We start from the raw sequence: 19,926 nt of genomic DNA on the forward strand, positions 1-19,926 counted from the left end.
TTTGCCGAGATTGGTTTCACCAGCGTTTGCGTAAAAAAAGAAATACCGGGGACGTGTATGTCAAATCGTTCAGCGAAATTCGCTGCGGCGCTTGCCGCCGCCAGCCTCTTGGCCTGCGCCAGCTCCGGCGCCATGGCCCAGACCGCCGCCAATACGGCGAGCACCAACAGCGCGAATAGCAAGACGGCGGACACCTGTCAGTCCGCGCCGAAGGGAACCGCGCCTGCGGGCAGCCACTGGTTCTATCACCTCGACCGCAGCACCCAGAAGAAGTGCTGGTACCTCGGTGACGCCAGGAACAAGGTTGCCAAGACCACGACCGCGCAGCAGCAGCCGGCGGCCGCGCCCGACGGCGCGACGGCCGACGCAGCGCCGCCCCAGAGCCAGCCGGCGACTGTGGTGCCGCCGCCCGCGATGCGCAAATCCGTCGCCAATGCCCATGCCGAGTGGCCCTCGCCGCAGGCCGCCGCCGCGCCAGTGGCAAGCCCCGATGCAGCACAGGCCGCCGGCACGCCGGCGCCGACCGATCCGGCAGTGTCGGCCGCGCCCGCCGGCGCGAACGCCCAGCCGTCGGAGGTCAACGCCCGATGGCTGGATGCATCGAGCATGGCCGGAACCAACGGAACCCGGCATGCCGCGGACCAGCCGACCGTGGTCGCGCAGGCCGATGCGACGCCGCAACAGGCGGCCGCGCCCGCACCTACCGCGCCCGCCACGGCCGAGGCGTCGGTCGAGAAATCATCCTCGACGCAGATGCTGCTGATCGTGATGATCGGCGCCCTGGCGCTGGCCGGCCTCGTCAGCGCGCTGGTGTTCCGCCTGACGCGCACGCGGACGCCGCCCTACGAGATCAAGGACGAGTGGCAGGCGCCCTGGGATTCGCTGCACACCGAGCCGGCGCCGCCGATGTCGGTCGTCGGCCGCGATCGTCCGTTGCGTCTGTCGGAGGCCGCGCCGCGCCGTGCTGAAACGCCGGTCGCTCGCAGCGCCCAGACGCCGCCTCCCCGCCGTGAGACGGCGCGTGCTCCGGATCAGACCGAGCAGGACAACAAGCAGATCGCAGCGATGCTGCAGCGGCTGGCGCGCAGCGCGGCGAATTAGCGCTCGTTCTGGAATAGGGGAATGAGACGTGATGCGATCCCTTGCGATCGCATCACGATCGCGCGGGGCTATTTCTCGAGCTGACGCTGCAGGCCGCGAACGAATTCCGTGAGGCCGGTGCGGCGCTCACGCTTGAGACGCTCGGCCTTCAGGATCGACTGCACCTCGGCAAAGGCGTCGTCGACGTTCTGGTTGACGACGATGTAGTCGTATTCCGCCCAGTGGCTCAGCTCGTGGGTGGCACGGTTCATCCGCCCGCGGATGACCTCCTCCGAATCCTGCGCCCGGGTGTGCAGCCGTTTTTCGAGGTCGGCGGCCGACGGTGGCAGGATGAAGACGCTGACCACGTCGGCGCGGGCCTTCTCACGCAGCTGCTGGGTGCCCTGCCAATCGATGTCGAACAGCACGTCCTGACCGGCTGCCAGTGCAGCCTCGACCGGCGCGCGCGGCGTGCCGTAGCGGTTGTCGAACACGGTGGCCCATTCCAGCAGCTCGCCTTGCGTGGCCATCGCCTCGAACTTCGTCTTGTCGACGAAGAAATAGTCGCGGCCCTCGACCTCGCCCGGCCGCTTCGGCCGCGTGGTCGCCGACACCGACATCCGCAGGCCCGGCATGCGATCGATCAGCATGCGCGACAGCGTCGTCTTGCCGGCGCCCGAGGGCGACGACAGGACGAACATCAGTCCGCGCCGCTCAACGCCGTCAAAACCCTGCGCCGTCATCATTCACTCCAGATTCTGGACCTGTTCGCGGAACTGTTCGACCACGTTCTTCATTTCAAGCCCGGTATTGGTCAGCTCGACGTCGTTCGACTTCGAGCAGCAGGTGTTGACCTCGCGATTGAACTCCTGGGCCAGGAAGTCGAGCCGCCGCCCGACCGGGCCGCCCTTGCCGATCATCTCGCGCGCCTGGGTGATGTGCGAGGCGATGCGGTCGAGCTCTTCGCGGATATCGGCCTTGGTGGCGATCAGGATCGCCTCCTGGCTCAGCCGGTCGGCATCGAAGCGATCGGAGGTCTCGAGCAGCGCCGCGATCTGCTCGGCAAGCCGCGCCTTGATCGCCTCGGGCTTGCGGCCGGGCGCCGTCTCGGCGCGCTTGGCGAGCCGCTCGATCTCGTCCATCCGCTGCATCAGGATCTGGCCCAGCGCGTCGCCCTCGCGGCGGCGCATCTCGACGAGGCTGCCGAGCGCCTGCTCGAAGGCCATCGCCGCGGCTTCGCGCGCCGCCTTGTCCTCGTCCTCGTTGCTCTCGGGCTCGACCACCTCGATGACGCCCTTGATGCCGAGCAGTCCGTCGATGCTCGGCGCCACCGCGTCGATCCGCTGCGACAGCGTGCCCGCGACCTTCACGACGGCGGCAAGCACGTCCTCATTGATGCGGATCGTCTGCGCCGCATCGGTGCGCTTGACGGTGAGATTGGCGTAGACGGTGCCGCGCGACAGCAGCTCGCCGGCGCGCTTCTTGGCCAGGGCTTCCAGCTCGTCCCAGCCCGGCGGCAGCCGCAACCGCAGGTCAAAGCCCTTGGCGTTGACCGACTTCAGCTCCCACTCGAACGTGTAGGGACCGCTCGCGCCATGGCTTCGGGCAAAGCCAGTCATGCTCGACAGCGCCATCGCGTAAAACTCTCCAACAGAAGGATATGGCTTCACCCGGAGCCAAACAGACTCGCAGGCAGCCGATGCGACCTTAAAACGGTTTCCGTGAAAGTGGAATTACGTCCACCTTCCGGAAATGCAGAGCTAGCGCTGCACAATGGGCGGCGAAGTGGTCTGCTGGGCTGCGCCCTGGCGACCGCTGCGCGGCGGCTTCTTTTGATTGGTGGGCTTCGGCGGCGTCGTCGCCGTCGGATTGGTGTCGGCCGCCCCGGGCGCCGCGGCGGCCGGTGCCGGATCATCCGCAGGCTCGACGGTGTCGTTCTGGATCTGCTTCTCCGACGCGCGCAGCTTGGCGACGTTCTTGGCGTGCTGGTCGTAGGTTTCGGTAAAGGCGTGGCCGCCGGTTCCGTCAGCAACGAAGAACAGGTCGCGCGTGCGCGCCGGATTGGCGGTCGCCTCCAGCGAGGCGCGGCCGGGATTGGCGATCGGTCCCGGCGGCAGGCCGTCGATCACATAGGTGTTGTAGGGCGACGGCTGCGTGATCTCGCTGCGCTTGATCGGGCGTCCCAACGTTCCCTTGCCGCCCACCAATCCGTAGATGATGGTCGGATCGGATTGCAGCTTCATCCGCTGGCGCAGACGGTTGACGAACACGGCGGCAACGCGGCTGCGCTCGTCGGCGCGGCCGGTTTCCTTCTCGACGATCGAGGCCAGCGTCACCAGCTGATCCGGCGATTTCAGCGGCGTATCGGTGTTGCGGCGTTCCCAGATCTCGGCGAGCACGCGCTTCTGCGCCTGCTGCAGGCGCTGGATCACCTGGTCGCGCGTGGTGCCGCGCGGGAATTTGTAGGTCTCCGGCAGCAGCGTGCCCTCGCGCGGGATCTCGCGCACCGAGCCGGTGAAGATGTCGTTGTCGGAGAGCCGCGTCACGATCTGCTCGGAGGTCAGGCCTTCCGGAATGGTGATGGCGTGCTGCACCACCTTGCCGTCGACGATGGTGGCGATGACGTCGCGCAGGCTGGCATTCTTCTGGAACGAGTATTCACCGGGCTTCAGATCGGAGCTCGCCTTCAGCGCAAACACGCCGCCGATGAAGACCCACGGATTGACGTTGATCACGCCCTCGCGCGACAGCACGTCGGCGATGTCACGCTTGCCGGCACGCGCCGGGATGTTGACGATCTTGTCTTCCTGCAGCGGCCCTGGGGATTCCAGCGCCTGCTTGCCGTAGTAGTAGGTCGCGCCGGCGCCGATCATCAGGATGATCAGGATCGTGAAGATGGCATTGCCGACGATCACGAAGGGATTGCGGGCGCGATCCGAACGCTTGGGCGGCGGCGGGACCTGTTCGGGCTCCAGCGCTGCGCGTGGACTCCTCGGTGAAATGGGCGGCCTCTCACTCATCGATGCAAACCAATATCCTGCCGGTTGAATCGTGGCCGGACAAACCCCTGCCCTGCCAATAGCATACGCCCGCTATTAGGAGTCACCGCGGAATACGGCAAAACGGTGGACTAGTTCTAAAGACCTACTAATTGGTCACGCGCTGCACGATCACGGAGGCGTTGGTGCCGCCGAAACCGAAGGAATTGGACAGCGCCACATTCACGTCACGCTTGCGCGACGTATGCGGCACGAGATCAATCGCGGTCTGCACCGACGGATTGTCGAGGTTGATGGTCGGCGGCACCACATTATCGCGAATCGCCAGGATCGCGAAGATCGCCTCGATCGCGCCGGCCGCACCGAGCAGATGTCCGGTCGCGGACTTGGTCGAAGACATCGAAACCTTGGAAGCCGCATTGCCGAGCAGACGCTCGACCGCGCCGAGCTCGATCTCGTCGCCGACCTGCGTCGAGGTGCCGTGCGCGTTGATGTAGTCGAGATCGGATGCCGCGAGGCCGGCGCGCTTCAACGCCATGCTCATGCTGCGGAAGCCGCCATTGCCGTCCGGCGGCGGCGAGGTGATGTGGAAGGCATCGCCCGAGAGGCCGTAGCCGGTGACCTCGGCATAGATCTTCGCGCCGCGGCGCTTGGCGTGCTCGTATTCCTCGAGCACGAGGACGCCGGCGCCCTCGCCCATCACGAAGCCGTCGCGATCCTTGTCGTAGGGCCGCGATGCCTTCTCCGGGGTGTCGTTGAAGCCGGTGGACAGCGCGCGCGCCGCGCAGAAGCCGGCGATCCCGATCCGCGAGATCGGCGATTCGGCGCCGCCCGCGACCATCACCTCGGCATCGCCGAGCCCGATCAGCCGTGCCGCGTCGCCGACCGCATGCGCGCCGGTCGAGCATGCCGTGACGACCGCATGATTGGGGCCCTTCAGGCCGTGCTCGATCGAGACGTAGCCGGATGCCAGATTGATCAGGCGGCCCGGAATGAAGAACGGAGAGACCCGGCGCGGTCCACGCTCCTTCAGGAGCACCGCGGTCTCGGCAATGCCGGTGAGGCCGCCGATGCCGGAGCCGATCATCGTGCCGGTGGCGAACTGGTCCTCATCGGACTTCGGATGCCAGTCGGCATCGTCGAGCGCCTGCTTGGCCGCGCACATCGCGTAGACGATGAAGTCGTCGACCTTGCGCTGGTCCTTCGGCTCCATCCACTGATCGGGATTGAAGGTGCCGTTGGAGCCGTCGCCGCGCGGAATGTAGCAGGCGACCTGGCTCGGCAGATCGGACACTTCGAACGTGTCGATCTTCTTGCCGCCGCTGTCTCCGGCGAGGATACGCGCCCAAGTTGCGTCAACGCCGCAGCCGAGCGGTGTAAGCATGCCCAGCCCCGTGACGACAACTCGTCTCATTTCCACGTCTCCGGCCAGCAATGCGCGGCTGATAATAAGAAGCCGGGGGACCGCTCGATCACGGTCCGTCCGGCCCCGTCAACTTCGCGATCGGCGTCAGCTCTTCGCGTTCTTCTCGAGAAACTTGGTCGCGTCGCCAACGGTGAGAATCGTCTCCGCCGCGTCGTCGGGAATCTCGCAACCGAACTCTTCTTCAAAAGCCATCACGAGCTCGACCGTGTCGAGGCTGTCGGCGCCGAGGTCATCGATGAAGCTCGCGCTATCGACCACCTTCTCGGGTTCGACACCAAGGTGCTCGACCACAATCTTCTTAACCCGCTCGCCAATCTCACTCATCGTTCAACCTCGTTGTTCCATTGGACCCGACCCCAAGACGATACGAGCCATCGTGGTCGTCTCGATTACTCAGTCGCGCATAGTCTTGATTCGGCCCGGTCGTAGCCGACTAAAGCCCCGGCGAACGGCAGGCGTCGCCACGCCAATATACAGGGTTTCAAAATCCTGCAATGGCGTTCTTCGCCCATCCACGGGGGGTTCAGCTATCATACTTCCAAAGCCTTGACTACACGCCTGAACCGGCTCCCGAAAACGGCTTTTCGCCGCATTGCGAGAGGCCGGTAAGTAGCTCAAATCATGGCCATCCCACCGTTGACGTGAATCGTCTGTCCGGTGACGTAGGCGGCCTCGTTCGAGGCCAGATAGACCGCTGCCGCAGCGATATCCTCGGGCGTTCCGAGCCGCGCCGCAGGAACCTTCGCCAGGATGGTTTCGCGCTGCTTGTCGTTCAGCGCATCGGTCATCGGCGTCTTGATGAAGCCCGGCGCGATACAGTTCGCGGTGACGCCGCGCTTGGCATATTCGGCGCCCAGCGTCTTGATCAGGCCGATGATGCCGGCCTTCGAGGCGGTGTAATTGCCCTGCCCGGGATTGCCGGTGACGCCGACGATCGAGGTGATCGCGATGATGCGGCCGAAGCGCTTGCGCATCATCAATTTGGTCGCGGCGCGCGCCAGGCGGAATGTCGCGGTCAGGTTGACCGCAATGACGTCGTCCCAATCCTCGTCGCGCAACTGCACGAACAGATTGTCGCGGGTGATACCGGCGTTCGCAATCAGGATGTCGACCTGACCCATCGCAGCTTCCGCTGCCGGCACCAGCGCCTCGACATCATCCTTGCTCGAGAGATTGCACGGCAGCACGTGAACGCGCTCGCCGAGCTTGGCCGCGAAGCCGTCCAGCACCTCGCGCCGCGTGCCCGAGATCGCCACCGTCGCGCCCTGCGCATGCAGCGCCTGCGCGATCGCGCCGCCGATGCCGCCGGTTGCGCCCGTCACGAGCGCGGTCTTGCCAGTCAGATCAAACATCGAATTCCCCTCCCGGCTGCTTCAAGCCGACGCTGCCAGCGCATCCTTGGCCGCAGCAATATCGTTCGGACCGCCGACGGACACGCCGACCGCGCCGTCCGCAATGCGCTTGACGAGGCCGCTCAGCACCTTGCCGGCGCCGATCTCGAAGAACCGCGTCACGCCCTGCCCCGCCATATAGGCAACCGACTCGCGCCAGCGAACGGTCCCGGTGACCTGCTCGATCAAGCGGCGGCGGATCTCGTCGGGGTCGGTGATGGCCGAGGCCAGCACGTTGGACACCAGCGGCGCCGCGGGCGCCTTGATGGTGACGCCGGACAGCGCCTCTGCCATTGCATCGGCCGCCGGCTGCATCAGCTTGCAGTGGAACGGCGCCGACACCGGCAGCAGCATCGCGCGCTTGGCGCCCTTGGTCTTGGCAATCTCGACCGCGCGATCGACGGCGGCCTTGTCGCCGGAGACCACGACCTGGCCGCCGCCATTGTCGTTGGCGGCCTGGCAGACCTGGCCCTGCGCCGCCTCGTTGGCGACCGCGACCGCCGCCTCGTAATCGAGGCCGAGCAGCGCGGCCATCGCGCCGGCGCCGACCGGCACCGCCTTCTGCATCGCGAGCCCGCGGGTGCGCAGCAGCCGCGCAGTGTCGCTGACGGTCAGGCTGCCGGCGGCAGCAAGCGCCGAATACTCGCCGAGCGAGTGCCCGGCAACGAAGGCCGCTTTGCCGACCGAGAAGCCGGCTTCGCTCTCCAGCACGCGCAGGGTGGCGATCGAGACCGCCATCAGCGCCGGCTGGGCATTCTCGGTGAGTTGCAGCGTCTCCGCCGGCCCCTCCCAGATGGTCGCGGTCAGCTTCTCGCCCAGCGCGGCATCGACCTCGTCGAACACCGCCTTCGCCACCGGAAAGGCGTCGGCCAGGGCCTTGCCCATGCCAACCGCCTGCGAGCCCTGCCCGGGAAACGTAAATGCTGCCGTCATCGGCGATCCCTACCTTGTTGAGCGTGATCCCCGCGCAGGCGCCGCGCGCCTGCCGCAGGGGAAAACGGTATCCGCCTCGCGCTAAACGCGCCACAGCGGGTCCGGGCCAATCCCTGCAACCAAGTCTTGGCAACCAAGACTTGCAACCGGCCTCGAACCGGGCCGTAAGACACTGATGGGGGGCGCTATGTCAAGCCGCGCAGGCGGAACCCTGGGGATGCCGGGCGGGTTCGGGCCCTAGAATCCACCGGCATTCTGGTCGGCGTTAACCTTGCCCCCGGCCCTCGCCCGGCGTGCGCTGTTGACCAATTGCCCCGGACGATCCTCGTGGGCGGGCCTCGCCGTCGCCAGCCGCAGCACGGCGGCGTAGCCCGGCTGCACCTCCATCCGTTCCGCATAGCGGCTTCCGCTCAGGATGCGGTGGACGCGCGGCAGGTTGTAGCAGGGCACGTAGAACAGCAGATGATGCTCGAGGTGATAGTTCACGTAATACGGCGCGATGAACAGCCGCTCGAGGATATTTGCCCGCGTGGTGCGGGTGTTGCGCAAGGGGTCTGCGCTGTCGGGCACGACGGCATGCTCGGCGATGTTGCGGATGCGCGTGATCACCATCATCCAGGTCAGTAGCGGCACCAGCCACAGCAGCGGATAGGCCCACCACACGCCGGCGGCGGCAAGGCCCGCGAACAGCAGCGCATTGGTGACGCATTGCGGTCCGAGCTTCTGCCAGAAATTGGCGGCGCGCCGCGACAACGGCCACTCCTTCGGCCCGATCGCATTGAGCAGTTGCGCCTTGCGCTGCTGGTAGCCGGTCTGTCCGGTGATGTCGCGGAAGAATTTCCGGCGATAGCTCATCTTCGTGATCGGGAACGGCGCCGACAGCACGAGGTCCGGATCATCCTCCTGCTGCGTGCGGGCGTGATGCTGCAAATGATAGCGGCGATAGCCGCGGGTTTCCGCGAAGATCGGATAGGCGCAGAACCACTGGCTCAGCGCCAGATTGGTGTCCTCGTTCGCCGAGAGACAGCCATGCGCGCCGTCATGCATCAGGATGGCGAGCCCGAGCTGGCGCGAGCCGATGATCGCAACCGCGAGCAGATAAGTCAGCGGATTGGGCCACCACGCCACCAGCGCGATCGCGCCCAGGATCAGCGCCCAGGCGTGCACGATCAGGGCCACGCCCTTCCACGTCGCGCGCTCGCGCACGGACACCAGTTCGTCTTCGGTCAGGAAATCGCGAGCACGCATGCGAAGCGCGGTCATGAGCCTGTCTCCCCGTCCGTTGAGGGTGAATGATCGCGATCGCCGACCAGGCGCAGCCGCGATCCGTCATTTGCCGAGGCCGCGGTTGCCTGCTCGCCGAGTGCGCGCAGCAATTCGCGGCACATTTCGTCGGAGCCGCGGCCCATGGCGAAACCTTCGACGATCACGCCGATCGCAATCGCCCAGAAGCGCCGCGAGCTTTCCTCGGGGGCGCGCAGCGAGCGCCAGCCATGCCGCTCGACCTGGCCCGCATAGGCGCGCGCGCCTTCGCTGTGCAGACGTTCGATGGTGCGTTCGACCAGTGGTGCGAGGTCCTGCCGGCGCCGCGTCAGCGTCAGCGCCTCCGCGAAGAAAGCGACCGTGTCGGTCGCCGTCACGGTCTCGGCCAAAGCGTGCGTGTAATCCCGCGGCGTGTGCGCCTCGAGGGCCGCCTGCTCGGTCGCGCGCGCGAGATAGAGCATGTCGCGGCTCGCGGCCTCGACGAACAGCGCTTCCTTGGTGCGGAAGTAATAGGTGATCTGGCTCGGAAAGGCGTCGGCAGCCGCAGCGATATCGGAGATCGAGGTGCCCGACAGCCCGCGCTCCTTGAACAGGCGGCTGGCGGCATCGAGCAGCAGCGAGCGCATCTTGCGCCCCGCCGACCGTGTCGCGCGAACCGCGTGCTTCGGATCGGGCGCAGGCATGCCGCTGGCGGTCTCCGAACCCATCGATCGTCCTCCCGACAATGTTTGTATGATATACAAACAAAGAAATCAACAGAAAACGCCCAAAAGTTGCGCCTGATGGCCTTGCGGGCTACGACCTCCCCGCTAATCCGCCAGGCCGAGAACCCTTGCTTTCGCGGCCAAAATCCGTATAAGCGCGCCATTCGTGGGCTCCGGCCGGGAGCTGAACGGACGGTCTCAGCAAATTCACCCGTTGATTTTGATGTGGCAGGGCCAGTCGGCCCGTCGTCCCGTGCTCCCGCCTTCTGAGCAGCTCGAGTCCTTTCCGAAGGTCTCGAAGGGCTTGTCGCCGGAAACCGCGCCAACACAGGAAAGGACAACCATGCCTCTTTATGAGCATGTTTTTCTCGCGCGTCAGGATGCGAGCACCCAGCAGGTGGATGAACTGACGGCCCAGATGACGGGTATCGTCGAACAGGGCGGCGGCAAGGTCACCAAGACCGAGAGCTGGGGCGTGCGCTCCCTCACCTACCGCATGAACAAGAACCGCAAGGCGCATTTCGTGCTGATGAACATCGACGCTCCGTCGGCTGTCGTCACCGAGATCGAGCGCCAGGAGCGGATCAACGAAGACGTCATCCGCTATCTCACCGTGCGCGTCGAGGAGCACGAGGAAGGCCCGTCCGCGATGATGCGCAAGGCCGACCGTGATCGCGAGCGCGACGACCGTGGCGGCGGCTTCCGTGGCGACCGCGAAGGCGGCGGTTTCCGTGGTGACCGCGAGGGTGGCTTCCGTGGCGACCGTGGTCCGCGCCGTCCGCGCGACGAAGAAGCTGCGACCGAGGAGTAAAGAATCATGGCTGATGCTGGTGCCCGCCGTCCGTTTTTCCGTCGTCGCAAGTCCTGCCCGTTCACGGGCGCGAATGCGCCGAAGATCGACTACAAGGATTCCAAGCTGCTGATGCGTTACGTCTCCGAGCGCGGCAAGATCGTGCCGAGCCGCATCACGGCCGTGTCCGCCAAGAAGCAGCGTGAACTCGCCCGCGCCATCAAGCGCGCGCGCTTCCTCGGCCTGCTGCCCTACGTTATCCGCTAATCGTTTCCGGCCGGCGGCACACGCCGCCGGCCGCTTCTTCTCATAAGGCTTCCGGGTCGTCCGGTCGCCGATGGTTGGGGTTCTCCTAGCAGGACCCCTAACCGCTCAAAGGGGGCGGGACAGCTGATGATCGCGATATTCACCGTTGCACTCGCAGCCGGCGCCGCGTCGGCGCTGATGTTCGCCTCGATTTTTTCGGGCGCCGCGATCTCGTTGCCGCTCGCCTATTTGGCTCCGCTCCCGCTGATGGTTGTCGGACTTGGCTGGGGTCCGGTCGCCGCCGTCGTCGGCGGAATCGCCGCAACCGGCGCGATGGCGATCGGTCTCGGTTGGTCGCACAGCATCGGATTCGCGCTAGCAGTGTTCTTGCCGGCGGTGTGGCTCGGTCATCTTGCCATGCTCGGTCGGCCGGTCGCCGCCGCGGCACATGCCGCCAACCCATCCGATATGGAATGGTATCCAGTTGACCGGATCCTTCTCTGGATCGTGGTCATCGCGGTCCTCGTAGCAACTGCCATCCTGCTGGTATTCGGCACGGACGCCCAAAGCATTGCCGAGACCGTTCGGCAATTGTTGCGCGAAACCGTGCGCGGAACCGACGGTGATCTGACGGCCGAGCAGATCGATCAGTTCGCAAAGTTGTTCGCGTTCCTCGCCCCGGTGGCGCTGCCGGTCAATGTGATCCTGTGGCTGACGCTGAACCTGTGGCTCGCGGCGAAGGTCGCGCTGACATCCGGGCGGTTTCATCGGCCATGGCCCAATCTGCGAAGCGTCACGTTGCCACCGATCGCGCTCGTGATCATGGCGACCGCGATCGCCTTCTGCTTTGTCGGCGGGACTGTTGCGATGCTCGCAACAGTGGTCTCTGTGGCATTGCTGCTCGCGTACGCGATCGTCGGCTTCGCAGTCCTGCACATCCTGACCCTGTCGGCGAGCAACCGGGTGTTCTGGCTCGCCTCTACCTACGTGCTGATGTTCCTCTTCAGCGGACTGATCCTGGTGATGTCCGCGCTCGGCATCGCCGACGCCGTGTTCGGACTGCGCCAGCGCTATCTGCAAACCAGGCCGCCGCCTCTGCCGGCGGAGTGAGATTCAATCCAACCACTCAAAACCGTACTTAGCATCTAAAGGAGAACGAAAATGGAAGTCATTCTGCTCGAACGCGTCGCCAAGCTTGGCCAGATGGGCGAAGTCGTGCGCGTCAAGGACGGGTTCGCCCGCAACTTCTTGCTCAAGCGCGGCAAGGCGCTGCGCGCCACCGAGGCGAACCGCGCCAAGTATGACGGCATGAAGGCCGAGCTCGAGGCCAACAACATCAAGGCCAAGGGCGAAGCCGCCGTGGTCGCCGAGAAGATCGACGGCCGCGACATCATCATCATCCGCCAGGCCTCGGAGTCCGGCCAGCTGTTCGGCTCGGTCACCGTGCGCGACATCGTCACCGCGCTCGCCGCCGACGGCGTGACGGTGTCCCGTCCGCAGGTCTGGCTCGACTCGCCGATCAAGGTGATCGGCGCGCAGAAGGTGACGATCGCCGTTCACCCCGAGGTCGAAACCAGCGTCACCGTGACGGTCGCCCGTTCCGCCGAAGAGGCCGAGCGCATCAAGCGCGGCGAGGACATCTCGACCCGCCAGGAAGACCAGGACGCGGCCGCCGAGGCGCTCGCCGCCGCCGGCGAGTTCTTCGATCCGGAAGCCCAGCACGACGACGAAGCCGCACCGGCTCCGGCTGCCGAAGAGAAGTAAGCTTCTCGCCCTCGTCCAACCGAAGACACGCTACGAAGCCCGGCCCTCATCAGGCCGGGCTTTGGATTCGTGCCGCCGCCTGATCGTCGAGCATCGCAATCGACGCCAGCGCGGTCGCGGTGTGCTTCTCCTTGCCGTCGATGATGCAGAACACGTCGGCCGCAACGACGGCGACCTGACGTCCCGGCTTGATCACCCGCGCCCGGCAGATCAGCCGATCGCCCGACGCCGGCGACAGCAGATTCAATTTATATTCGGCCGTCAGCGCCGGCTGGCCGCGCGACGTCGCCGCCGCGATCGTGGTGGCGTTGTCGACCAGGAACGCCGTCACCCCGCCGTGAAACAGGCCGTGCTGCTGCAACAGCTCGGGCCGCCGGTCGACCGCGAGCGTGCACGCACCGCGCGACAGCTCGGCCACCTCGGCGCCGACGAGCCCCATAAAGCCCTGACGACCGACATTGTCGCGAATGCGCGTTTCGATCGGCGCGAAGTCCGGATCGGTCTCGCTCATGACATTCCTCCCACTCGCTCCGGCGCACCCGGCGCCACCACCGCGCGGATCGCACAGGCGATCAGCGTCTCGACCTGTTCGCGCGGATCGCTCTGATGGCGGCCCGACAGATAGGCGCGGCAGAAGATTTGTGCCGGCCCGATGATCTGGCTGAAGAACAGCACAGCGCTCATTGGCAGCAATTCGCCGCGCGCGAGCAGCGGCGCACGCCAGCGCTCGATGCCGTCGGTGAGCCGCGAATTCTCGGTGCGCTGCGCGCCGCGCACCTCCTCGCCCCACTCACTGCGCGAGATCTCGAACAGGAAGCGCGCCTCGCGCCTGTTGATCACGACCCAATCGAGATGGGCGCGGATCAGCCGCGCAACGCCCTCGCGCGCACCGCACCGGTCGTCGACCGAGGTGATGATCGCGGCGTGATAGGTCTGCAGGATTTCCAGGAACAGGGTTCCGGCGAGCTCCTTCTTCGAGGTGAAGAAGTGGAAGAAGCTGCCGTTCGACGCGCGGGCGCGAGAGCGGATCTCGGCCACCGTCGCGCCCTCGAAGCCGTCGCGGTCGAACACCGCAAGCCCCGCCGCCAGCAGATCTTCCCGTGCCGTGCTCACCTCGTCTCACCTCCGGCTAGATCAACACTCTAGAGCATCGCTCTAACGACGGTCAAATGAATACGCCGGACCTCACGGCCCGGCGTTCGCGATTACTTCGAGGACGGCGCTTCCGGCGGACCGGAGCCCGGCGTCGTCGGGGGCGGCGGAGGCGGCGCCGTCGCGGTCACCGGCGGCGCAGCGGGCGCCGGCGTGGGAGACGCGGCAGCGGCCGGCTCGGACGCGACAGGCGCCGGCGTGACCTGCGGAACCGGGTCCGACCGCACGGGCTCGCTACCGGCGTTGCTCCTGGGCGCATCTACCTTGGCCGTATCAGGTTGGGCGGCCGGCTTCGCCGGCTTCTCGGCCTCGCCCTTCTCCTCGTGCTTGATGGCAGACTGGGACTTGGGCTCATTGCTGGAGGACTCGCCCTTCGGGGTGTCCTCGGACTTGGGCTCCTCGACGGGTTTACCGCGACGGCCGTGCTTCTGCCGCGACGGCTTGGCCTCGCCTGCGGCCTGCGGGGTCTGGCCGTCGTCCGGCTTTGCGCCCTCCGGCGCCTCGCTCGGGCGCGCCATGCGCCGCCCGCGGTGGGTGGGACGCGCTTCGGGATTCGGGCCGTCGGCCTCGGGCTTCGCGGCTGCCCCTTCCTTGGCGCCGTCCTGCGACGCCGCATCCTGGTGCTGGTGGCGGCGGGCCGGACGCTCGGCCGGCTGCTCCGGAGACTGGTTCGCCTCCTGCCGGCCTTCCCTGCCCTTGGCCCCCTTCGGCTGATCCTTGGCCTGGTAGCGCGGATCGTTGGCGCCGTTGGAAATCAGATAGGACGCGAGCACGCCGGCCATGTCGCTCGACGTCGTATAGTGCTGGCGCAGGAAGCCAGGCAGCGAGCCGGCCGGCACGGTCTTCAAGAGGCCCCGCGGGCTCTTGTGGCAGGCCGTGCAGGTGTTGGCGAAAATCTGGGACGGACTTTTGCCAGCCTCGAGGTTTTGCGCTTGCGCCGATACGGCTGACAGGCAGCCAATCAGAAGCGTCACCGTCGCCAGACTGAGGGCTCGGCTCAACATTCCTTAAGTCTCCAGATTCCGGAAAATTCGCCGCCTGCGCCTGATGGATCGGCCGCGGCGGTCACCTTTTATCCGATTATCGCGCGAATGGAAGCGCGCGCGTGACGCATCCACGCAATTGTCACATTTTGGAATATCGGCTTTGACGCCAACGCAATAGCGCGATCCAATTCCCTGCCTATGTTTGGTTTGGGGACACATTGGAGTGATCAACTCCGGTGGTGTCGGTGTGCAGCTTGCCGTTCCGTTGGTGTTTCGATGGACCGATTGTTGCGATATTTCTTGGGGCGCTTCATCCGCCGCGGTTCGATCACGTTCACGACCGCGAGAGGCGCTCAATTCACTTGCGGTGACGGAACTGGCGTTCCGGTCGCGGCGCGCTTCATGACCCGAGCGGCCGAAATCCGCGTCCTGGTCGATCCCGAACTTTACCTCGGCGAAGCCTTCATGGACGGCACGTTCGTGGTGGAGCAAGGCACCATCGCGGACGTGCTGGCTGTCTTGATGGGGCAGGCAGCCATGTTGCCGAATTTCGCCAGGCTGCAGGCCTGGGTCCGGTTCCTCGGACGGCGCGCCCAACAGATCAATGTGCGCGGCCGCTCCAGAAGCAACGTCGCTCGCCATTACGATCTCGACGGCCGTCTCTATTCCCTCTTCCTCGATGCCGACAAGCAGTACAGCTGCGCCTATTTCGAGACGCCGGACACGTCGCTGGACGACGCCCAGCTCGCCAAGAAGCGCCACCTCGCCGCAAAACTCCTGATCGAGCCCGGCCACCGCATCCTCGATATCGGTTCAGGCTGGGGCGGGCTCGGGCTCTATCTTGCCGAGATGAGCGGTGCCGACGTCACCGGCGTCACGCTGTCGACTGAACAGTTGCAAATCTCCAACGCCCGGGCAGCGGAGCGGAACCTGACGAAGTCAGCGCGGTTCCTGATGCAGGATTATCGCGACATCCCCGGCCCGTTCGACCGCATCGTCTCGGTCGGCATGTTCGAGCATGTCGGGGTCGCCTACTATGAGACCTTCTTCAAGCACTGCGCTGACCTGCTCAGCGACGACGGTGTCATGGTGCTGCACTCGATCGGCCGTTCGACCGGTCCCGATGTCACGAGCCCCTGGATCCGGAAATACATCTTCCCCGGCGGCTACATTCCCGCGCTCTCCGAGGTCATGCCGGCGATCGAGAAGGCCGGCCTCTTGATCTGCGATATGGAGATCCTGCGCCTGCACTACGCCGAGACGCTGAAGGCGTGGCGCGAGCGCTTCATGGCGCGGCGCGAGGAGGCGGTGCGGCTCTACGACGAGGCCTTTGCGCGGATGTGGGAGTTCTACCTGGCCGCCTCGGAGATGTCGTTTCGCGTCCAGAACATGATGAACTTCCAGCTGCAACTGACCAAGCGCCAAGGCGTCGTGCCGATGACCCGTGACTATATCGGCGGCGAAGAGGCCCGCCTGCGGCTGAAGGAGGCCGGCGCGGCCAAGCCGCGGCTGCAACTCGCCGGCGAGTAGTTCTGAAGGAACGGGTGCTGCTAGTTGCGCAGGCTGTAGGCCGAGCCGCGATGGACGACGGTCGGGGCCGGACGCGCCAGATGCGCCGCCGCGGCCGAGATCAGCTTGATATCGCAGGGAACATTCCGGACCTCCGGACGCGCCGTCTGCTCCATCGCGTCGACAAGCGCCGTCAGCCAGCGGCGGTCCATGCCACCTGCCCGGCCAAGCCCCAATCGCGCGGTCTGAAACTCCTGAGCCATCGACGCCGTATCTTCCCTGAGCGAAGACAACCCGGAATCCGCCGGGTCGTTCCCGCCAACCTGCCGCAAAAGAAATTGCGGAGGTGTGATCTGCTTCACAGAGGTCTGGTCCGGACTGTCGTAGTGGTCCGGAATGACCCGAGAAACGCACCAGACGATGTTGGACCCGCAGCGCGACCTCGCGACCGACTACGCCCTGATTGCCACCGGCGTGGCGGCCGCCTTGATCGCGCTCGCCTTCCTCATCCTGATCTGAGGAGCCGAGGCCAGCAGCGACTTCGCTCCTGGTTGGGCGCAGCAGCCCGGCAAAAGGTTCAGGCTGCGTCGAATTTTTACCAACGACATTGCTGACCGGCCCGCCCGCCGCCCGGTTGCGGGCAAAACCCCGTCAAGCGGAATGCATCCGGCCGTCCCGGATTCACACATCGTGTTGTGTGAATCGTGCATAAGAAACATCCGTCCTTTCGCTTCGTGCCGGGCTGGCGCTTGATCGCCGCCCCACATCCGAAAATCTCAGTAACGACGAAATCAGAAGAATAAGCTCGTCCATGGCCTTGATTGATTCGAACGTCCACAAGCTCGCGCCCGACGCCGCATCGCCGACCTATCGGAGTGCGCCGCACAACATCGAAGCGGAACAGAGCCTTCTGGGTGCGATTCTAGTCAACAATGACGCGTTCTACCGCGTCTCCGACTTTCTGGAGCCGAAGCATTTCTTCGAGCCGCTGCACCAGACGATCTACGAGACCGCAAGCTCGCTGATCCGGATGGGCAAGGTCGCGACTCCCGTGACCCTGAAGACGTTCCTGCCGGCCGATACCGACATCGGCGGCATGACGGTCAGCCAATACCTCGCCCGCCTCGCCGCCGAAGCGACCACCATCATCAACGCGCAGGATTACGGCCGCACCGTTTACGACCTGAGCCTGCGGCGCAATCTGATCCAGATCGGCGAGGACATCGTCAACGTCGCCTACGATGCGCCGGTCGATTTCGCGCCGCGCGCGCAGATCGAGGACGCTGAACGGCAGCTCTACAGCCTCGCTGAAACCGGCCGCTACGATGGCGGCTTCCAGCGCTTCGCGCAGGCGCTGACGATTGCCGTCGACATGGCGGCGAAGGCGTTCCAGCGCGACGGCAAGCTGTCGGGCATCTCGACCGGCCTGCGCGACCTCGACGCCCGCATGGGCGGCTTGCAGCCGTCCGACCTCATCATCCTCGCCGGCCGCCCCGGCATGGGCAAGACCTCGCTTGCCACCAACATCGCCTACAACATCGCCAAGGCCTATGAGGGCGAAGTCCAGCCGGACGGCACCACCAAGGCGATCCACGGTGGCTCGGTTGGCTTCTTCTCCTGCGAAATGAGCGGCGAACAGCTCGCCACCCGTATTCTCGCCGAGCGCACCGGCATCCCCTCGAGCTCGATCCGCCGCGGCGGCATCTCCGAGCTCGATTTCGAGAAGATCCGCGACTGCTCGATCGAGCTGCAGTCGCTGCCGTTCTATGTCGACGAAACCGGTGGTCTCTCGATCTCGCAGCTGACCGCCCGCGCCCGGCGGCTGAAGCGCCAGAAGGGCCTCGACCTGATCGTGATCGACTACATCCAGCTGCTGCAGGGTTCGGGCAAGAAGGGCAACGACAACCGCGTCCAGGAAATCACCGAGATCACCACCAATCTGAAGGCGCTGGCGAAGGAGCTGAACGTTCCGATCATCGCGCTGTCGCAGCTCTCGCGTCAGGTCGAAAACCGCGACGACAAGCGGCCGCAATTGTCCGACCTGCGTGAATCAGGTTCGATCGAGCAGGACGCCGACGTCGTGATGTTCGTGTATCGCGAGGAATATTACCTCGCCAACAAGGAGCCGCGCCCCGGCACCCCCGAGCACGAGAAATGGCAGATGGAAATGGGGCTCGCCCACGGCAAGGCCGAAGTCATCATCGGCAAGCAGCGCCACGGCCCGACCGGCACGGTCGATCTGCACTTCGAAGCCAGCGTGACGCGCTTCGGCGACCTCGCGCCCGACGGTCAGGTTCCGGATCGCGCTTATTGACCGGTGGCCGCGGTTGAACGCTGCAAGGCGCCCGCGTACAACTGAACCATGAACATCGTGACCGACGCGAAATCGCAGCTAACGCCCGACGCTAATCTGCTGGCGGCCCATCCGGCCGCCACCGGCATCCTGACCATCGACCTCGACGCCATCATCGCCAACTGGCGCAAGCTCGAGAAGACCGCGGTACCGGCCGAATGCGCCGCCGTGGTCAAGGCCAACGCCTATGGCTGCGGCGCCGAGCAGGTCTCGCGCGCGCTGGCCAAAGCCGGCTGCAAGACCTTCTTCGTCGCCTCCGTTGATGAGGCTGCCGTGGTGCGCGCGGCGGTTCCGCAGGCGACGGTGTATTCGCTCGGTGGCTTCTTCCAGCAGACCGGCGATGCCTACGCCAAGATCGACTGCAAGCCCGTGATCGGTGATCTCAACGAGCTCGCCGAATGGGACGTGTTCTGCCGCCGCTCCGGCTGGTCCGGAGGCGCGGCCATCCATATCGACACCGGCATGAATCGCCTCGGCCTCACCGTCAGCGAAGCGCAGGGCATCATCCCGCGGATCAATGCCGGCGATCACGGCATCACGCTGGTCATGAGCCACCTCGCCTCCGCCGAATTGCTCAACAATCCCGCGAATGCAAAACAGCTTGCGAGCTTCCGCGAGATTGCGAGCCTGTTCACCGGCGTCCCGGCGTCGCTGGCAAACTCTTCCGGCGTGTTCCTCGGCGCCCAATTCCAGTTCGAGATGGTGCGGCCGGGCTGCGCGCTCTATGGCGTCAATCCGACGCCGGAGGCCGACAACCCGATGCAGCCTGTGGTCGACCTCAAGGCGCGCATCGTCCAGATCCGCAACATCGATCGCGGCGAGACCGTCGGCTATGGCGGCACCTGGACCGCGCGGCGGCCAACCCGGCTTGCGATCGTTTCCGCCGGCTATGCCGACGGCTATTTCCGCGCCGCCAGCGCCAATGACGGCACCCGCGGCGCCGAGGTCGTGGTCGCCGGCAAGCGCTGCCCGATCGCCGGCCGCGTCTCGATGGACCTGATCGCGGTCGATATCACCGACCTCGACAAGAACGCCGTGCGCCGCGGCCACATGGTGACGCTGATCGGCGAAGGCATCACGGTCGACGAGGTGGCGCATCATTTCGGCACCATCGGCTATGAGGTGCTGACCAGCCTCGGCCGCCGCTTCGTGCGCATTTACAAGGGCGGCGACGCGGTCGCAGCGGCCAGCGCTCCTGTCGCCGATAGCGCCGACGCCACCGCCGGAAAGAGCGAGCCGGCCGCCACGCAAGCCGCGCCTCCGGCCTTCCCGACGGCAGAGCCCGCGGCGCCGCCGCCATTGCCGTCCGCCTGACGAACCGCCTCGTCGC

At 65.8% G+C, this 19,926-nt stretch carries 22 protein-coding genes; 9 read left to right on the forward strand and 13 right to left on the reverse strand.

The genetic code is table 11. The annotated features are described in order from the left end of the window. Positions 1-57 precede the first annotated feature (57 nt). Positions 58-1,101 (forward strand): hypothetical protein, encoded by a 1,044-nt coding sequence (locus BI327_RS11360; protein WP_076860321.1) that lies wholly within the window; start codon positions 58-60, stop codon positions 1,099-1,101. Positions 1,102-1,169: 68 nt separating this feature from the next. Here the strand turns inward: BI327_RS11360 and gmk are convergent, their stop codons facing one another. From gmk to BI327_RS11405, 9 genes are all read right to left on the reverse strand, one after another. Next, positions 1,170-1,823 carry a guanylate kinase gene (gmk, locus tag BI327_RS11365; protein WP_076860754.1) on the reverse strand — a complete coding sequence of 218 codons (654 nt, stop codon included), beginning with the start codon at positions 1,821-1,823 and terminating at the stop codon, positions 1,170-1,172. A gap of 3 nt (positions 1,824-1,826) precedes the next feature. Then, entirely contained in the window at positions 1,827-2,714 is an 888-nt protein-coding gene (locus BI327_RS11370; protein WP_076860322.1) for a YicC/YloC family endoribonuclease, read from the reverse strand. Positions 2,715-2,840: 126 nt separating this feature from the next. Further along, positions 2,841-4,100 carry an endolytic transglycosylase MltG gene (mltG, locus tag BI327_RS11375; RefSeq protein WP_076860323.1) on the reverse strand — a complete coding sequence of 420 codons (1,260 nt, stop codon included), beginning with the start codon at positions 4,098-4,100 and terminating at the stop codon, positions 2,841-2,843. A gap of 127 nt (positions 4,101-4,227) precedes the next feature. Further along, positions 4,228-5,493 (reverse strand): beta-ketoacyl-ACP synthase II, encoded by a 1,266-nt coding sequence (fabF, locus tag BI327_RS11380; RefSeq protein ID WP_076860324.1) that lies wholly within the window; start codon positions 5,491-5,493, stop codon positions 4,228-4,230. Positions 5,494-5,589: 96 nt separating this feature from the next. Then, positions 5,590-5,829, reverse strand: a complete 240-nt coding sequence (locus BI327_RS11385; protein WP_002716125.1) for an acyl carrier protein — start codon at positions 5,827-5,829, stop codon at positions 5,590-5,592. A gap of 290 nt (positions 5,830-6,119) precedes the next feature. Then, entirely contained in the window at positions 6,120-6,857 is a 738-nt protein-coding gene (gene fabG, locus BI327_RS11390; protein ID WP_024581467.1) for a 3-oxoacyl-[acyl-carrier-protein] reductase, read from the reverse strand. 21 nt (positions 6,858-6,878) lie between these two features. Beyond that, positions 6,879-7,829 carry an ACP S-malonyltransferase gene (fabD, locus tag BI327_RS11395; RefSeq protein ID WP_076860325.1) on the reverse strand — a complete coding sequence of 317 codons (951 nt, stop codon included), beginning with the start codon at positions 7,827-7,829 and terminating at the stop codon, positions 6,879-6,881. A gap of 237 nt (positions 7,830-8,066) precedes the next feature. Further along, positions 8,067-9,092 carry a fatty acid desaturase family protein gene (locus BI327_RS11400; RefSeq protein ID WP_076860326.1) on the reverse strand — a complete coding sequence of 342 codons (1,026 nt, stop codon included), beginning with the start codon at positions 9,090-9,092 and terminating at the stop codon, positions 8,067-8,069. After that, positions 9,089-9,799, reverse strand: coding sequence for a TetR/AcrR family transcriptional regulator C-terminal domain-containing protein (locus BI327_RS11405; protein ID WP_076860327.1), 711 nt, complete (start codon positions 9,797-9,799; stop codon positions 9,089-9,091). Before BI327_RS11405 ends, BI327_RS11400 begins: the two co-directional genes overlap by 4 nt. A gap of 340 nt (positions 9,800-10,139) precedes the next feature. Between BI327_RS11405 and rpsF the strand changes: the two genes are divergently transcribed. The 4 genes from rpsF to rplI all read left to right on the forward strand — a co-directional run bounded on the left by rpsF (position 10,140) and on the right by rplI (position 12,596). Then, complete coding sequence (rpsF, locus tag BI327_RS11410; protein ID WP_021079846.1) at positions 10,140-10,607, forward strand: 30S ribosomal protein S6; 468 nt, start codon at positions 10,140-10,142, stop codon at positions 10,605-10,607. 6 nt (positions 10,608-10,613) lie between these two features. Next, positions 10,614-10,853, forward strand: coding sequence for a 30S ribosomal protein S18 (rpsR, locus tag BI327_RS11415; RefSeq protein ID WP_016844287.1), 240 nt, complete (start codon positions 10,614-10,616; stop codon positions 10,851-10,853). Between the two features lie 177 nt (positions 10,854-11,030). After that, positions 11,031-11,942 carry a DUF2232 domain-containing protein gene (locus BI327_RS11420; protein ID WP_347337672.1) on the forward strand — a complete coding sequence of 304 codons (912 nt, stop codon included), beginning with the start codon at positions 11,031-11,033 and terminating at the stop codon, positions 11,940-11,942. Between the two features lie 51 nt (positions 11,943-11,993). Next, positions 11,994-12,596: a 50S ribosomal protein L9 gene (gene rplI / locus BI327_RS11425; protein ID WP_076860329.1), complete on the forward strand. Its 603-nt coding sequence runs from the start codon at positions 11,994-11,996 to the stop codon at positions 12,594-12,596. 49 nt (positions 12,597-12,645) lie between these two features. Here rplI and BI327_RS11430 read toward each other — a convergent pair whose 3' ends face one another. The 3 genes from BI327_RS11430 to BI327_RS11440 form a co-directional block, all read right to left on the reverse strand. Next, positions 12,646-13,107 (reverse strand): PaaI family thioesterase, encoded by a 462-nt coding sequence (locus BI327_RS11430; protein WP_076860330.1) that lies wholly within the window; start codon positions 13,105-13,107, stop codon positions 12,646-12,648. Next, positions 13,104-13,709: a TetR/AcrR family transcriptional regulator gene (locus tag BI327_RS11435; RefSeq protein ID WP_076860331.1), complete on the reverse strand. Its 606-nt coding sequence runs from the start codon at positions 13,707-13,709 to the stop codon at positions 13,104-13,106. Before BI327_RS11435 ends, BI327_RS11430 begins: the two co-directional genes overlap by 4 nt. 92 nt (positions 13,710-13,801) lie before the next feature. Further along, on the reverse strand, positions 13,802-14,752 hold the full coding sequence (locus tag BI327_RS11440; protein WP_076860332.1) for a hypothetical protein: 951 nt from the start codon (positions 14,750-14,752) through the stop codon (positions 13,802-13,804). A gap of 258 nt (positions 14,753-15,010) precedes the next feature. Between BI327_RS11440 and BI327_RS11445 the strand changes: the two genes are divergently transcribed. Continuing rightward, a complete protein-coding gene (locus tag BI327_RS11445; protein WP_076860333.1) occupies positions 15,011-16,264 on the forward strand; it encodes an SAM-dependent methyltransferase in 1,254 nt (417 codons plus the stop codon). 20 nt (positions 16,265-16,284) lie between these two features. On the opposite strand, the gene BI327_RS41590 is transcribed toward BI327_RS11445, so the two are convergent. Further along, the gene (locus BI327_RS41590; RefSeq protein WP_143271581.1) at positions 16,285-16,506 is read right to left on the reverse strand and encodes a hypothetical protein; all 222 of its coding nucleotides are present in this window, start codon (positions 16,504-16,506) and stop codon (positions 16,285-16,287) included. A 133-nt stretch (positions 16,507-16,639) separates the two neighbouring features. Here BI327_RS41590 and BI327_RS43525 point away from each other — a divergent pair, with 133 nt between their 5' ends. The 3 genes from BI327_RS43525 (at position 16,640) to alr (ending at position 19,910) form a co-directional block, all read left to right on the forward strand. After that, on the forward strand, positions 16,640-16,762 hold the full coding sequence (locus BI327_RS43525; protein ID WP_283807776.1) for a hypothetical protein: 123 nt from the start codon (positions 16,640-16,642) through the stop codon (positions 16,760-16,762). Positions 16,763-17,054: 292 nt separating this feature from the next. Next, positions 17,055-18,557 (forward strand): replicative DNA helicase, encoded by a 1,503-nt coding sequence (locus BI327_RS11450; protein WP_076860334.1) that lies wholly within the window; start codon positions 17,055-17,057, stop codon positions 18,555-18,557. Positions 18,558-18,605: 48 nt separating this feature from the next. Continuing rightward, positions 18,606-19,910 (forward strand): alanine racemase, encoded by a 1,305-nt coding sequence (gene alr / locus BI327_RS11455; protein WP_076860335.1) that lies wholly within the window; start codon positions 18,606-18,608, stop codon positions 19,908-19,910. Positions 19,911-19,926 lie beyond the last annotated feature (16 nt).

The sequence above is a fragment of the Bradyrhizobium mercantei genome, from assembly GCF_001982635.1.
Lineage (GTDB): Bacteria > Pseudomonadota > Alphaproteobacteria > Rhizobiales > Xanthobacteraceae > Bradyrhizobium > Bradyrhizobium mercantei.